The sequence below is a fragment of the Billgrantia ethanolica genome, from assembly GCF_021404305.1.
In the GTDB taxonomy this organism is placed as follows: domain Bacteria; phylum Pseudomonadota; class Gammaproteobacteria; order Pseudomonadales; family Halomonadaceae; genus Halomonas; species Halomonas ethanolica.
The window spans coordinates 1,733,533-1,747,055 of the sequence record NZ_JABFTX010000001.1; the positions used below are offsets into that span (position 1 = coordinate 1,733,533).

The 13,523-nt window shown below is 65.0% G+C and carries 14 protein-coding genes; 8 read left to right on the top strand and 6 right to left on the bottom strand.

All coding sequences use genetic code 11. The annotated features are described in order from the left end of the window. Nucleotides 1-199: 199 nt before the first annotated feature. The 8 genes from HOP53_RS07970 to HOP53_RS08005 all read left to right on the top strand — a co-directional run bounded on the left by HOP53_RS07970 (nucleotide 200) and on the right by HOP53_RS08005 (nucleotide 6,129). Nucleotides 200-598 carry a hypothetical protein gene (locus tag HOP53_RS07970; RefSeq protein ID WP_234269518.1) on the top strand — a complete coding sequence of 133 codons (399 nt, stop codon included), beginning with the start codon at nucleotides 200-202 and terminating at the stop codon, nucleotides 596-598. Nucleotides 599-707: 109 nt separating this feature from the next. After that, entirely contained in the window at nucleotides 708-1,343 is a 636-nt protein-coding gene (locus tag HOP53_RS07975) for a Spy/CpxP family protein refolding chaperone (RefSeq protein WP_234269519.1), read from the top strand. Nucleotides 1,344-1,413: 70 nt separating this feature from the next. Further along, nucleotides 1,414-3,693, top strand: a complete 2,280-nt coding sequence (locus tag HOP53_RS07980; protein ID WP_234269520.1) for a heavy metal translocating P-type ATPase — start codon at nucleotides 1,414-1,416, stop codon at nucleotides 3,691-3,693. Further along, the gene (locus tag HOP53_RS07985) at nucleotides 3,690-3,953 is read left to right on the top strand and encodes a DUF2933 domain-containing protein (RefSeq protein ID WP_103970527.1); all 264 of its coding nucleotides are present in this window, start codon (nucleotides 3,690-3,692) and stop codon (nucleotides 3,951-3,953) included. The genes HOP53_RS07980 and HOP53_RS07985 overlap by 4 nt, the downstream gene beginning before the upstream one ends. Nucleotides 3,954-4,031: 78 nt before the next feature. Further along, nucleotides 4,032-4,343: a hypothetical protein gene (locus HOP53_RS07990; RefSeq protein ID WP_234238362.1), complete on the top strand. Its 312-nt coding sequence runs from the start codon at nucleotides 4,032-4,034 to the stop codon at nucleotides 4,341-4,343. 69 nt (nucleotides 4,344-4,412) lie between these two features. Further along, entirely contained in the window at nucleotides 4,413-5,522 is a 1,110-nt protein-coding gene (locus HOP53_RS07995; protein ID WP_234269521.1) for a YncE family protein, read from the top strand. A 14-nt stretch (nucleotides 5,523-5,536) separates the two neighbouring features. Next, a complete protein-coding gene (locus HOP53_RS08000; protein ID WP_234244989.1) occupies nucleotides 5,537-5,689 on the top strand; it encodes a hypothetical protein in 153 nt (50 codons plus the stop codon). After that, nucleotides 5,686-6,129: a DUF411 domain-containing protein gene (locus HOP53_RS08005; RefSeq protein WP_234269522.1), complete on the top strand. Its 444-nt coding sequence runs from the start codon at nucleotides 5,686-5,688 to the stop codon at nucleotides 6,127-6,129. The genes HOP53_RS08000 and HOP53_RS08005 overlap by 4 nt, the downstream gene beginning before the upstream one ends. Nucleotides 6,130-6,172: 43 nt before the next feature. On the opposite strand, the gene trkA is transcribed toward HOP53_RS08005, so the two are convergent. From trkA to HOP53_RS08035, 6 genes are all read right to left on the bottom strand, one after another. After that, nucleotides 6,173-7,546: a Trk system potassium transporter TrkA gene (gene trkA, locus HOP53_RS08010; protein ID WP_234269523.1), complete on the bottom strand. Its 1,374-nt coding sequence runs from the start codon at nucleotides 7,544-7,546 to the stop codon at nucleotides 6,173-6,175. 23 nt (nucleotides 7,547-7,569) lie between these two features. Next, nucleotides 7,570-8,283 (bottom strand): response regulator transcription factor, encoded by a 714-nt coding sequence (locus HOP53_RS08015; protein WP_234269524.1) that lies wholly within the window; start codon nucleotides 8,281-8,283, stop codon nucleotides 7,570-7,572. After that, on the bottom strand, nucleotides 8,273-10,267 hold the full coding sequence (locus HOP53_RS08020; RefSeq protein ID WP_234269525.1) for an ATP-binding protein: 1,995 nt from the start codon (nucleotides 10,265-10,267) through the stop codon (nucleotides 8,273-8,275). The genes HOP53_RS08015 and HOP53_RS08020 overlap by 11 nt, the downstream gene beginning before the upstream one ends. A gap of 9 nt (nucleotides 10,268-10,276) precedes the next feature. Beyond that, nucleotides 10,277-11,779: a TrkH family potassium uptake protein gene (gene trkI / locus HOP53_RS08025; RefSeq protein WP_234269526.1), complete on the bottom strand. Its 1,503-nt coding sequence runs from the start codon at nucleotides 11,777-11,779 to the stop codon at nucleotides 10,277-10,279. An 86-nt stretch (nucleotides 11,780-11,865) separates the two neighbouring features. After that, the gene (locus HOP53_RS08030; protein WP_234269527.1) at nucleotides 11,866-12,306 is read right to left on the bottom strand and encodes a YtoQ family protein; all 441 of its coding nucleotides are present in this window, start codon (nucleotides 12,304-12,306) and stop codon (nucleotides 11,866-11,868) included. Between the two features lie 283 nt (nucleotides 12,307-12,589). After that, nucleotides 12,590-13,429, bottom strand: coding sequence for an MOSC domain-containing protein (locus HOP53_RS08035; RefSeq protein WP_234269528.1), 840 nt, complete (start codon nucleotides 13,427-13,429; stop codon nucleotides 12,590-12,592). Nucleotides 13,430-13,523: the final 94 nt, after the last annotated feature.

Sequence of the window (13,523 nt, forward strand, 5' to 3'; positions counted from 1 at the left end):
AGGTCAGGGTCGTGCCTAGTCTTCCATGCTCGCAAGCGCGTCGCAAGCGCCCCTGTTCTCATGCCCAAAAAAAGCAAGAAAACAACAACCTATGTGCGACACCCAGGTTGAGAAAAGCGATGCTGATTGATACAAGTCAAAGGGAGGCTCAGCGGGTTCGTCTATTCTGATATTGCCTATCATGTCGGAGCACCGCGCCATGCTGCAGCGGGCCGTTACACCCTCACAGCACTGCATCACCCGTCGCGGGTGGTGCCGCAGCTGGCTTTTCAGCCTGCTGCTGCTGTCGATGGCCGTGGTGTTCGGCGTTCAGGCAATGGCGCATCCAGCGCCGGCATCCCCACATTCCGTCGTCGAAAGCCTTGCGCAAGCAAACCCGCCAGCACCTGCGCCACACTGCGAGCACGGCCACAGCGGGGAACATGCCGCAGAGCTCCTGCTGCGTGCGGAGCGCCTGGACGTCGATGGCACTCCTTGCCATCGCCCTGTTCCCGCGGTGACACCGCCTCCCGTCGCCGTCACCATCGGCCTGCCCAGTGCCGCTCCCACGCTTGCCAACCCACCACTCTATCTGTTGACGCAGCGCCTGCGTCCCTGACTCCTCTGCAATGCCCCACCTGTCTTGCGGCAATTCCCGGTGACGTCCCACTGGACGCTCGCCAATTCCGGCAGCAAACCACGAGCGTTCACGCTCATAGGAGTAAGACATGAAACTGCGCAAGCTCGCTATTGCCACGGGCCTCGCCCTGGCTATCGGTAGCACCGCTTCCAGCCTGACCTTTGCCCAGGGTATGGGGCAAGGCGGAGGCATGATGAGCGGCGGTATGGGCCCCGGCATGATGGGCGGTGGCATGGGTCCCGGCATGATGGGCGGTGGCATGGGCCCCGGCATGATGGGCGGTGGCATGGGCCCCGGCATGATGGGCGGTGGCATGGGCCCCGGCATGATGGGCGGTGGCATGGGCCCCGGCATGATGGGCGGTGGCATGATGCCCTGCCCGATGATGGATGACGGGAAAGGCATGATGCAGATGCTCGAGCCCGAACAGCGCAACGAGATGCGCGAACTCATGCGCGAGCATCGCCCCGCCCAGTTCGAGCGCATGGGGCAGCTGATGAATCTGCGCGATGACCTGATGGCTGCCATGCATGGCGAGCGTCCCGACCCCGAAGAGGTCCAAGCCATTCATGCTCAGATGGCGGAACTCCATGGCGAGATGATGGCGGAGATGGTGCGCATGCGAAACGCCATGCACGACCTGCTCACCGATGAGCAACGCGAACAATTGCAGCAGGCCACACCGCAAGCCGACGAGTCGGATGACCACGCGGCCCACCACTGATCGTCGATAGCCGCCTGGTATCGGGCGGCCGGCCACGGCCGCCCGGGAACACGGCGCGAGGGAGCATGCGATGACCACAGCGACGAAACGGATCACCCTGACAGTGCCCGGCATGGGCAGCGACCACTGTGCCGGTATCGTACGCACGACGCTCCAGCGTCTCGATGGCGTCGGCGAAATCCAGACCAATATCGCCAGCCACCGAGTCAGCGTCGGCGTCGCGCAGGGCGGCCCCGACGCCGATGCCTTGAAGCAGGCGGTGGAGGGGGCCGGCTATGACGTCGCGGCGGTAAGCGGCGAAGCCGAGGCGGATGGCGAGGCAGATGCCGTCATCGAGGAAGACTACCTGCGTCAGGCCCGCAAGCGGCTGTGGATCGCCGGCGTGCCCACCACGCTGATCATGATCCTGATGATGCCACACATGTTCTGGCAGCCGATTCCCGGCTACCTGGCCATCGTCGTGCTGCTCGCCTTTCCGGTGGTGTTTCTCCATGGCGGTGCGGCCACCCATCGCTCGAGCTGGCGCTCGCTGAAGAACGGCACCTTCAACATGGACGTGCTGATCTCCATGGGCAGCCTACCGCCCTACTTGATCGGTCTGGTCGGCTTCGTCTACCCGATGACCTCCTTCGTCGAGATGGCCGCCACCATCATGACCTTCCATCTACTGGGTCGTTATCTCGAGGCCCTGGCCAAGGGGCGCGCTTCGCAAGCCATTCGTCGCCTGCTGACCCTCGGCGCCAAGACCGCTCGAGTGGAACGCGGTGGCGAAGAGGTCGAAGTGCCGGTGAAGGAGCTCGAGCCCGGCGACATCATGGTCGTGCGCCCCGGCGACAAGATTCCCACCGACGGCGAGGTGATCGAGGGCGAGAGCCACCTCGACGAATCCATCGCCACCGGCGAATCGATCCCCGTCTACAAGAGCGTCGGCGACAGCGTGATCGGCGCCACCATCAACAAGGAGGGGCGGCTGCGAGTGAGGGCCACCAAGGTCGGTGGCGATACCTTCCTCTCCCAGGTGGTACGCCTGATCGATCAGGCCCAGGGCTCGCGGGTGCCGATCCAGGAGTTCGCCGACCGCATGACCGGCCGCTTCGTGCCGGCGGTGCTGCTGATCTCGCTGGCCAGCCTGGTCGCCTGGCTGCTGCTTCCCGACGTCTTGCGCCCAATCCTCGACTGGGGCGCGAACTTCCTGCCCTGGGTGAACCCGGAAGCCAGTACACCGGTGCTGGCACTCATTGCCGCCATCGCCGTGCTGGTCATCGCCTGTCCCTGCGCGCTGGGTCTGGCAACGCCGACGGCCCTGATGGTCGGCTCCGGCATCGGCGCCGAGCGCGGCATCCTGATCCGTTCCGGCGAGGCGATCCAGACCTTCAAGGACATCAAGGTCATGGTGCTCGACAAGACCGGCACCATCACCCGCGGCGAGCCGAAGCTCACTGAGGTGGTCACGGCGGAAGGAGTCGAAGAGAAAGAGCTGCTGAGACTGGCGGCAAGCGTCGAGAACGCCTCGGAGCACCCCATCGCTCGCGCCATCGTCGACGGCTCCGTCGAGCGCGGCATCAAGCCCGGCGAGGTCAGCGAGTTTCGCTCCACTGGCGCCCGCGGCGTCTCCGGCAGAGTCGAAGACAAGCAGGTGTTGATCGGCAACCGCCGGCTGCTCGAGGAGGAGGGCATCACAGGGCTGGAAGCGCTGGACGCGGCCATGCATGAGCTCGAAGGCAAGGGGCGTACCGCCGTCATCGTCGCCGCCGAGGGCCGTGTCCGAGGTGTCCTGGCAGTCGCCGATACGCTCAAGGGCGAGTCAGTCGAGGCCATTCGCGGGATGCACGCGCTCGGCCTGCACGTGGTAATGATCACCGGCGACAACGAGCGCGCCGCCCGGGCGGTGGCCGCCGAGGTCGGCATCGACGAGGTCCAGGCCGGCGTGCTGCCCGAAGGCAAGGTCGAGGCCATTCGCAAGCTGCAGGAGAAGCACGGCCCCCACGTGGCCATGGTGGGTGACGGTATCAACGATGCCGCCGCCCTCAAGCAGGCCAACGTCGGTATCGCCATCGGCGCCGGCGCCGACGTGGCCATCGAGGCCGCCGACGTGACCCTGGTACGCGGCGAGCTCACCGGCGTGGTTGAGGCGATGCATCTCAGTCGCGCCACCTTCAGCAAGATCGTGCAGAACCTGCTGTGGGCCAGCGGCTATAACGTGGCAGCGATTCCCATGGCCGCCGCCGGTCTGCTGCACCCGATGATCGGCGTCATCGCCATGACCGCCAGCTCGCTGTCGGTGATCGGCAATTCGCTGCTGCTCAAGCGCCGTTATGCCCGCCTACAACCCCGAGGAGATGCCTCATGAACGCCCTTCCCGACCCCCGGCCGCAGGAATCCCATCAGGACCGCGGCTCGACGGATGAATCCCGAGGCTCGTCTTCAGGCGGTTTGCACGCCTGGCTGATGCCCCTCTGCCTGATCCTGATGGGCGGCGCCTTCGTCCTGGTCATGTGGCGCGGACAAACCGCTGGCGGCGCCTGGCTGCTGCTGCCCATGCTGCTATGCCTGGGCATGCACTTCCTGATGCACCGTCATGGCCATGGCCATCGGCATCGCGATAAGTGACGGTGATGAGTTGCGCTGGGTCAATGCAGCGCAACTCGTCTCGCCTTAGGATGAGACCAAGCACCGTGAGGCAACACCATGACGCGATTCGCCCCTTCTAACCTGCAACATCGACGCATCCTGCGCTTGCTGGCGCTGCTGCTCGCGTTGCTGGTGGCGATGAGCAGCCTCACGACGCACGCCGCCATACAGGCCGACTCGGTCGACTGCATCGCCGTCGAACAGCTTCATGAAGCAAACGACAGCGAAGAACACAACTGCGGCACCTGCACCGCAGTTATACCCCGCACGCGGCTGGCTCTCACCGGGCCCGCCGAGCAAACGGCCACGCCCGACGCGGCCTTCATGCCCCACTCCTCGTTGCCCCCGCAGCGCCCTCCTAGAGCCTGATCGACATCGGCGGCCTCGCCGCCTGGCCATTCCGAGCCGTACACGATTTCGTAGATCAGGAGTTTCATCATGACCCTTTTTCGCAAAGGCACCCTTGCTCCTCGCCCCGTCACCGCTGCCATTTCCCACACACACCTGGCCACGCGGTTCCACCCTGCCTTCGGCTGGCTGCTCGCAGTCGGTCTGACGCTTGCCAGCACCGTCAGCCTGGCCGGTCAGATGCCTCACGGCCAGGTGTTCACCGCCAACGAGCATGGCGCCTCGCTGACTCATATCCAACTGGACGAAGGCACCACGACCACACATGACATCGCCATTGCACCGCACAACGTTCAGGTCAGCGCCGACGGACGCTACCTGATGGCCGTCGGGGAGCGCGCCGGACACGCTCATGGCGGCGACGGTCACACACATGCCCATGGCGACGAGCCAGGCAAGCTGAAGGTGTTCGATGCCCTCGACTTCGATGGCACACCGCTCGCCGTCATTCCGGTGGGCAGCCACCCGGCACACGTGGTGAGCGATCAGAGCGGTCAGTTCGCCTTCGTGACCAATGCCGGCGATGCCAGCGTGTCGGTGATCGATCTGACCGCCCGGGAAGTGGTCGCCACCATCGCCACCGGAGAGTACCCCCACGGCCTGCGTCTGAGCCCCGACGGGAGCGAACTCTACGTGGCCAACGTGATGGATGGCAGCGTCTCGGTGATCGACGTGGCAGCCCGCGAGGAAGTAGCGCGCATCCCCGTGGGGGCAACCCCCGTACAGGTGGGCTTTACCGCCGACGGCGCCCAGCTCTACGTCTCGCTGCGTGACGAGAACCGAGTGGCGGTGATCGACACCACCACGCGGGAAGTCACCGCCACGGTCGAGGTCAATCGGCTGCCGATCCAGGTCTACGGCACTCCAGACAGCCGGCTCATGCTGGTGGCCAATGAAGGCACGAGCGAGGAGCCCGACAATCGCGTCTCGGTCATCGACACCCGCACCCAGCAGGTCGTTGCCACCCATGAGGTCGGTGCCGGTGCCCACGGCATCAGCATCGACGCCAACGGCCGCTTCGCCTTCGTCACCAGCTTGTTCGACGACTCGCTGGCAATCATCGACCTGACAAGCGGCGACATCGTCGCCACTCATGCCACCGGGCAGGGTCCGAACGGCGTGACCTGGCTGGCCAACTGATAAGGAGCGCCACCATGATGACCAACTGCCTCGCCCTGATGGGCCACATGAGCTGGCTGGGGTGGCTGATGCCGCTGGCCTTCCTCGCTCTGCTGGGTCTCGGCATTGCCGCCCTGCTCAAGTACCTGTTCACCTCGTCCAAGCCCACCACGGGAGCAAGCTCATGAACCGTCGTACCCCATCCCTCCTGCTTTCCGCCAGCCTGCTGCTGGGCGCCGTCGGCGCCGCACACGCCGCACTGCCCGCTGAAGCAACCCTCTACATGAACCCCGAGTGCGGCTGCTGTCACGAATATGACCGCCAACTGGAAGAGAAAGGCGTCTCGGTCACCATCATCGACGACGTGGAAGTCGGCAAGATCAAGCAGCAGGTCGGCCTGCCCTTCGGCCTGGGCTCCTGCCACACCACGCTGATGGGTGACTACGCCATCGAGGGCCACGTGCCCTTCGAAGCCGTGGAGCGACTGTTCCAGGAGCGCCCGAGGATCGGCGGCATAGGACTGGCCGGCATGCCCATCGGCACCCCCGGCATGCCCGGACCCAAGCGCGGCGACTGGGACGTCTACCAGTTCACCGATCAGGAGCCGATGCCGTTCATGACGCTGTAAAGCTGACGGGCGCCGGCACGTCCGGCGCCTTCCTCCAAGCCGATCAGAAGAACGTCAGCCCGACCTGGAACAGCCGCTCGACATCGCGGATGCGGCGCTTGTCGATCACGAACAGGATCAGGTGGTCGCCGGACTCCACCACCACGTCGTCATGAGCGATCAGCACCTCCTTGCCGCGCACGATGGCGCCGATGGTGGTGCCGCGAGGCAGGTCGATCTCGCCGATGGCACGACCCACCACCTTGGACGACTGGGTGTCGCCGTGGGCGATGGCCTCGATGGCTTCGGCGGCGCCGCGGCGCAGCGAGTGCACGTTGACGATGTCGCCGCGGCGCACGTGGGTCAGCAGGCTGCCGATGGTGGCCTGCTGCGGCGAGATGGCGATGTCGATCTCGCCGCCCTGCACCAGGTCGACGTAGGCGGCGTTGTTGATCAGCGTCAGCACCTTCTTGGCGCCCATGCGCTTGGCCAGCATCGACGACATGATGTTGACCTCGTCGTCGTTGGTCAGCGCACAGAAGATGTCGCACTCCTCGATGTTCTCCTCTTCCAGCAGGCGCTTGTTGGTGGCGCTGCCGTGCAGTACCACGGTGCGGTTGAGGCGTTCGGAGAGTACCGTGCAGCGCTCCAGGCCGTGTTCGATGATCTTGACCTGGTGGCTGTGCTCGAGGTGCTCGGCGAGACGCTCGCCGATGTTGCCACCACCGGCGATCACCACCCGGCGGAAGTCGCGGTCGACCCGGCGAAGCTCGCTCATCACCGCGCGGATGTCGCGCCGGGCGGCGATGAAGAAGACCTCGTCGTCGGCCTCGATCACGGTGTCGCCGCGGGGGATGATTGGCCGGTTGCGGCGGTAGATGGCCGCCACCCGGGTGTCGACGCTGGGCATGTGGCGGCGCAGGAAGCCGAGGTCCTGACCCACCAGCGGGCCGCCGTAGTAGGCCTTGACCGCCACCAGCTGTACCAGGCCGCCGGCGAACTCCAGCACCTGCAGGGCGCCGGGGTGTTCGATCAAACGCCGAATGTGGTCGGTGACCACCTGCTCGGGACTGATCAGCACGTCGATGGGTACCGCCTCGTGGGCGAACAGCCCCTTGCGGGTCAGGTAGGCGGTGGCGCGCACCCGGGCGATCTTGGTGGGGGTGCGAAACAGGGTGTGGGCGACCTGGCAGGCGATCATGTTGACTTCGTCCTGGCTGGTCACCGCGATCAGCATGTCGGCGTCTTCGCAGCCGGCCTGACGCAGCACCACCGGGTAGGAGCCGGGGCCGGTCACGGTGCGGATGTCGAGCCGGGTGTGCAGCTCGCGCAGCCGTTCGCCGTCGGTGTCCACCACCGTGATGTCGTTCTCCTCGCGGGCCAGGTGCTCGGCCAGCGTGCCGCCGACCTGGCCGGCCCCCAGGATGATGATCTTCATCTCACAGCTCCTTGCGGCATGCCTCAAGACTCTTCCAGTGGATCGACCAGCAGGCGATAGCCGATGCCGGCCTCGGTCTGCAGTAACAGGGGCGCATGAGGGTCGTCACCCAGCTTGTGACGCAGCTTGCTGATGACGATGCGCAGATAGTGGGTATCGTGAGTGTGAGTGGGGCCCCAGACGTGGCGCAGCAGCTGAGTCTGGCTTACCACCCGGCCGGCATGGCGTGCCAACTGGTCGAGCACGGCGTACTCCTTGGGGGTGAGGTGAACGGCGTTGCCCTCCAGGGTCACGCGGCGCGCCCCCAGGTCGATCTCGAGCCCCGCGCGCCCCAGGCGTAGCGTACCGAAGCCGCTCCCCGTCACGTTCTGGCGCCTCAATAGCCCACGAATCCGTGCCAGCAGTTCCTGGATGCCAAAAGGCTTGGTGACGTAGTCGTTGGCCCCCGAGTCGAGTGCACGCACCTTTTCCGCCTCCTGCTCCCGCACCGATACCACGATGACCGGTACCTGGCTCGTTCTGCGCAGCTCGTCGAGCACACGCTGTCCGTCCATGTCCGGCAGCCCGAGATCCAGCAACACCAGGTCGGGTCGCTGAGTGTCGGCAAGCTCGAGCCCTTCTCGCCCCGAGCACGCCTCGCTGACGTCGAACCCCTGGGACAGCAGGCTGATGCGCAGAAAGCGGCGAATCTGCGGCTCGTCATCGACGATGAGTATGCGCGAGCGTTCAGTCGTCATCGGTGCCCGCCTCCTCGGGAATGGCCAGCGGCAGTCGCATGACGATGGCGGTGCCCCGTCCATCGGGGCCGGGCAGCGCTTCGACGCTGCCGCCATGGGCACCCAGCATGCCACGGCAGATGGCCAAACCCAGCCCGCTGCCGTGACGCCCCCTGTCACCTTCGCCACCGGTGAAGAACATGTCGAAAACTTCCTCGCGCTGCTCCGGCGGAATGCCGGGCCCCTCGTCGGTGATGCGAATTTCCAGTCGACTGCCTGCGCCATCGAGACCGGCGAGAATTCCCACCCGACCGTTAGCGGGGGAAAAACGTATGGCGTTGTCGATGACGTTGACCAAGGCCTGCTCGATCAGAGCGGGATGTACATAGAGCAACGGCAGCCCAGCCGCCCCGTCGCGCTCCACTTGCACGCCTTCCAGCGCCTTGCCAAGACGCCTCAGCGCCGCGGTGACGAGGTCGTCGAGCGAAACCCAGTCGCGCTCGAGCTTGAGGCCGCCATGACCGAGGCGCGTCATGTCGAGCAGGTTCTGGATATAGCGGTTGAGGCGTTCACTCTCGGCCAGGATGCCGTCGAGCAACTCACGCCGGTCGGTGCGGCTGAGCTGTGGCTCCAGTTCTCTGAGCGAGCTTGCCGAACCGATGATCGAAGCGAGCGGCGTACGCAGGTCGTGGGATACCGATGAAAGCAGCGCCGAGCGCAGGCGTTCGTTCTCTTCCGAGAGGCGGGAGGCACCCAGCTCGGCCACCAGCCGCGTACGCTCCAGAGCCATGCCGAGTTGGCGGGTCAAGGTAACGATCATCGTCTCCTGATCGGGCCCCAGGGGGCGCTCGCGCACGGCGAGTTCCAGCCCCAGGATACCCAACACCCGCTGCTGTTCGACGAGCGGAATGAAGCGCCAGCGCAGCCCCGGCTGTGTCGCCGTGCCGGCACCGCTCGGTTTGCGATGCTGCCAGCTCCATGCGGCGGCAGCTTCCTCTGCGGGGCTCAACCTGACGTTCGCCGGTAACGCATAGCGCAGTGACAGTCCGGCGCCCGCCTCATCCTCGTCGAGGAAAGCGACCGGCACCCCCAGCCAACGCTCCAGCGTCGTGACGCCCGCGTCACGCACCTGCTCCCGGTCGGTGGCAACGGAGAGCGCGCGGGAAAAAGTGAGCAGTCGATGGGTCTGTTCACGACTGCTGCGCAGCGCCATGAGACGCTGCCGCGCGCTGCCGGCGAGCTGGCCGACCACCACCGCCACCAGCAGGAAGAAGATGACGGTCAGCAGCTGCTCGCGCTCTACCATCGCCAGAGAAAAACGCGGCCGAGTGAACAGGAAATTGAAGGCGAGGAACCCCAATACGGCGGAAATCATGGCGGCACGCGTACCCGCCAGAGCGGCGCTGGCCAGTACCGCGGCAAGAAAGATCAACGACAGGTTGGCCAGTTCCAGCCAGTATTCCAGGGCCCAGGCCATGGCCACGGCGCCGAGGAAACAGCCAGCCACGACCCCGACCTCGCGCCAACCCAACGAACGCCAGCCAGGCACATGGCGGAACCGAGGGCGTGGCCGGGCTTCGGCGACGACCACCAGGTCGTAGGCGCCACCATGATGCAGCAATCGCTCCGCCAGCGGTCGACGCCAGAGGCGCCACCCCGAAGGGCGTGTGCGGCCGACCATCAGCGTGGCAACACCCTGCTCCACTGCATACTCATGCAGCTCCCGGGCCCGTCCTGCTCCCTGCAGAATGCGCACCTCACCGCCCAGCCGGCTCACCAGCGCCAGGGTTTGATCCAGCGCCAGACGCTGCCTGACGCCTGCACGACCGTTATCGACATGCACCGCCCGCCAGGCGATACCTTCGCGCTGGGCGTGACGATGCGCTGCCCGCACCAGCGCGGCATCTTCCTCGCTGCGCCCGCCCAGGGCGACCAGCAGTTGCGGCCGCACCGGGTTGGCCGGGTCGAGTGAGAGCGCTTCCTGTGGCGGTGGTGACGCTGACATCGTTCCCCCTCACTTGCGCCAGAACATCGGCGTCAGCAGTACCAGTACGGTCAGGATCTCCAGCCGTCCTAGCAGCATGCCGACGCACAGCAGCCATTTCGCCGCATCCGGCAGCGGTGCGAAATTGCCCGCCGGTCCGATGATGTCGCCCATCCCCGGGCCCACGTTGGCTACTGCGGTAGCGGCTCCCGAAAGCGCCGTGGTGAAATCCAGCCCCATCAGCGCAAGCCCCAGGGCCAAACCGGCGATGGTCAGGAAGAAGAAGAACGAGAACGCCACCACGCCCCGGGTGATGTCGTCGGTGAGCGGCTGGCCGTTGTAACGCGAGGCGAAGACGCCCTGGGAGTGGACCAGAAAACGCAGTTGGTTGCGCAGCAGGATGGTGGCCACCTGAAAGCGGAAGATCTTCATGCCGCCGCTCGTGGAGCCGCTGCAACCGCCGACGAAGGTCAGATAAAAGAACGCCACGTAGGCCAGCGGCCCCCAGGCGCTGTAGTCGTCGGAGGCATAGCCGGTGGTGGTGACCACCGAAATGACGTTGAAGGTGACATGAGTCAGCGCCTCGAACGGCGCCGTACCGTGCCAGATCCGCCACAGCGAGAGGCCCAGGATGACCAGCGCCAACAGGAACAGCAGCCCCTGCACCTGCTGGTCACGCCACAGCGCCATGCTCGAGCCGCGCAGCGTACGGATATAGAGCACGAAAGGCAGCGCACCCGTCAGCATGAACAGCGACCCCATCCACAGCAAATGGGGCTGCTCGGCGTAGGCGCCGAACGAGGCATCGGAATTGGCGAAGCCCCCGGTGGCCAAGGACGTCATGGCATGCACCGCAGCATCCAGCAGCGTCATGCCACCCGCCCAGTAGGCCAGCATCGCGATCAAGGTAAAACCGCAATAGATGCCCAGGGTGGCCTTGGCAATGCCACCCGTGCGCGGCATGACCTTGTCCGACCAGTCCGACGACTCGGTATGGAACAGGCGCATGCCGCCCACCTTGAGGAAGGGCAGGATGGCGATACCCATGACGATGATGCCGATACCGCCCAGCCACTGCATGATGCCCCGCCACAGCTTCAGCCCATCGGAAAGATTTTCGATGCCGACCAGGATGGTGGAGCCGGTGGTGGTAATGGCCGATACCGACTCGAACACGGCATTGGTGAAGTTGAGCTGCGGCGCGCCCAGCACCAGCGGCAGGCTGGCAAAGCCGCTGACGCTGATCCAGCTGAAGGTGGTGACGACGAACATCTGCCAGGGCTTGAGCTCGATCCGCGTGCGAACCGTGGACAACCACACCAGCGCCACGGCCACCATCACCAACATGATCGAGAGGCCGAAGGCGCGGGCGTCGGGGTCGCGCTCGACGACCAGCACCAGCCAAGGAACGGTCATGAAGACGGCCAGCACCGTCCACAGCACCGACATGACCTTGAGCACGGGCGACCAGCTACGCCAGTGGTACCTGAGCCTGACGCCGACCCCGTTTACACCGTATACGGCGGTACGCATTCAGCCATCACCTCCTCATCGAGCATGACGGCATGAAAGCACAGCCCTACCTAAAAAAGCCGTAAAAAATCGCGGCTGGCCAAGCCTCAGCCACGAATCACATAGCGCAGGATCTCGACTACCTGCTCGGTGGTTGTTGCCCAAGCCATGGCGGCGGCATCGACCTCCTTGAGCGGGTGGACGATCTCCTCGCCGTGAAGGGTCACGTACGGCTTGCCCAGAGCGGCGCAATAGCCGGCATCGAAGGCCGCATTCCACTGCTTGTACTTGTCGCCGAAGCGCACCACCACCAGGTCGCTCTGCTCGATCAGCGTCTTGGTACGAATGGCATTGACCTTGGCCGACTTGTGGTCGCGCCAGAAGGCATCGCTTTCGCGTCCCAGGTGGTCGCCTGCGGCATCGCTGGCGTCATGGTCGGTAACGGGAGCGGTGAACACGATGTCCAGCCCGGCAGCCTTGGCGCCGCACTCGATCTCATCACGCCAGTCGGTATGGATCTCACCGGATAGGTAGACGTAAAAACTCATCGGAGCTCTCCTGAAGCGAAATGGGCCTCCATCATAGCCGGCCAACATTTGTATACAAGACTTGTGTACCGTTACGGGACCCTCTCAGCCGCAGCGAACCGCAGCACCGAGACGGTTCCCTACACAAGTTGTAGGCAATCTCTTACAAGACAGAGAGTGAATGGATGACATTCTCACTGATGAAAAAGCGCTACCTTGAATTTACTCACGCCGGTTCTTGCACAGCAGTCGTGAGTCCCTTGCTTATGCCCGCTCAAAGAGCGGGCTTCTTTTTTATCGCTCCCTAGCCTACCTGCAGCTCATCCCCCACCGCGAGACTCTCCCCTTCGCCGCCGAGAAGCGTGGCGTTCTGACCGAAGTAGGCGCCAGGGCGCAGCGGCTGGGTCTTCATCTCGATCAACGTTTGCAGCGGCTCACCGGGAGTGTCGATGGTGCCGCTAGCCTGATCGACGGTGGTGATCTTGCAACGCTGACAGGGCTTGCGCAGACCGAAGCGATATCTGCCATCATGAGCGGCCACCTCGCTCCAGCCATCCTCGGCGAAGCCGTGAGCACCCTCGAGCACGATGTTCGGACGGAAGCGGTTCATGGGCAGCGGTGCGAGCCCCTTCTGTGCCAGATTCCGATTGAGAGCGTCGAGAGAGGCCTGCGAGGCAATGAGGAACGGATAGCCGTCGGCGAAGGCGGTATGGGCCTCCTCACCTTGCAGATAACGCGACTCGACCGGGCGGCGATGCTCCTCGTCGAAGCGCACCAGGCGCAGGCTGCTACCGCGCAGGTCGCCCAGCACCGCCGTCAGCCAGTCGCTGGCCTCGGCGCCCTCGTCAAAGGCCTGACAGGCGTCGTCCCACACATAGGCGGTCAGCCGCGGCCGGTCTCGATGCGCCAGCTCGATGGCCAACGGTTCCGCCTCGGGATGTTCCAACACCAGCCAGTCGCTCTCGAAACGCACCGAGACTCGCGCCATGCCCGGCAGCTGCCGCTGGGTGACGAAGCGCCCCACCTGATCGACCACCATCCAGTGACGGTCATAGGCCAGACCGCGTACCCCCAGCGTGGCTTGCTCCAGGCCGATACCGCCCAGCGACTTGACCGGATAAACGTTGAGTTTCGAGATTTTCACGCTGCTTCCTCTGCTGAACATTTCTTAACTCGCCTTGGCGAGACGCCCCGCATAAGCTGATGACGCAAGTTAAATTGATGCTAGTCTCAGTGGA

Coding starts and splice junctions, on each gene's coding strand:
- HOP53_RS07970 (WP_234269518.1), top strand. CDS start 200: ATGCTGCAGCGGGCCGTTACACCCTCACAGCACTGCATCACCCGTCGC.
- HOP53_RS07975 (WP_234269519.1), top strand. CDS start 708: ATGAAACTGCGCAAGCTCGCTATTGCCACGGGCCTCGCCCTGGCTATC.
- HOP53_RS07980 (WP_234269520.1), top strand. CDS start 1,414: ATGACCACAGCGACGAAACGGATCACCCTGACAGTGCCCGGCATGGGC.
- HOP53_RS07985 (WP_103970527.1), top strand. CDS start 3,690: ATGAACGCCCTTCCCGACCCCCGGCCGCAGGAATCCCATCAGGACCGC.
- HOP53_RS07990 (WP_234238362.1), top strand. CDS start 4,032: ATGACGCGATTCGCCCCTTCTAACCTGCAACATCGACGCATCCTGCGC.
- HOP53_RS07995 (WP_234269521.1), top strand. CDS start 4,413: ATGACCCTTTTTCGCAAAGGCACCCTTGCTCCTCGCCCCGTCACCGCT.
- HOP53_RS08000 (WP_234244989.1), top strand. CDS start 5,537: ATGATGACCAACTGCCTCGCCCTGATGGGCCACATGAGCTGGCTGGGG.
- HOP53_RS08005 (WP_234269522.1), top strand. CDS start 5,686: ATGAACCGTCGTACCCCATCCCTCCTGCTTTCCGCCAGCCTGCTGCTG.
- trkA (WP_234269523.1), bottom strand. CDS start 7,546: ATGAAGATCATCATCCTGGGGGCCGGCCAGGTCGGCGGCACGCTGGCC.
- HOP53_RS08015 (WP_234269524.1), bottom strand. CDS start 8,283: ATGACGACTGAACGCTCGCGCATACTCATCGTCGATGACGAGCCGCAG.
- HOP53_RS08020 (WP_234269525.1), bottom strand. CDS start 10,267: ATGTCAGCGTCACCACCGCCACAGGAAGCGCTCTCACTCGACCCGGCC.
- trkI (WP_234269526.1), bottom strand. CDS start 11,779: ATGCGTACCGCCGTATACGGTGTAAACGGGGTCGGCGTCAGGCTCAGG.
- HOP53_RS08030 (WP_234269527.1), bottom strand. CDS start 12,306: ATGAGTTTTTACGTCTACCTATCCGGTGAGATCCATACCGACTGGCGT.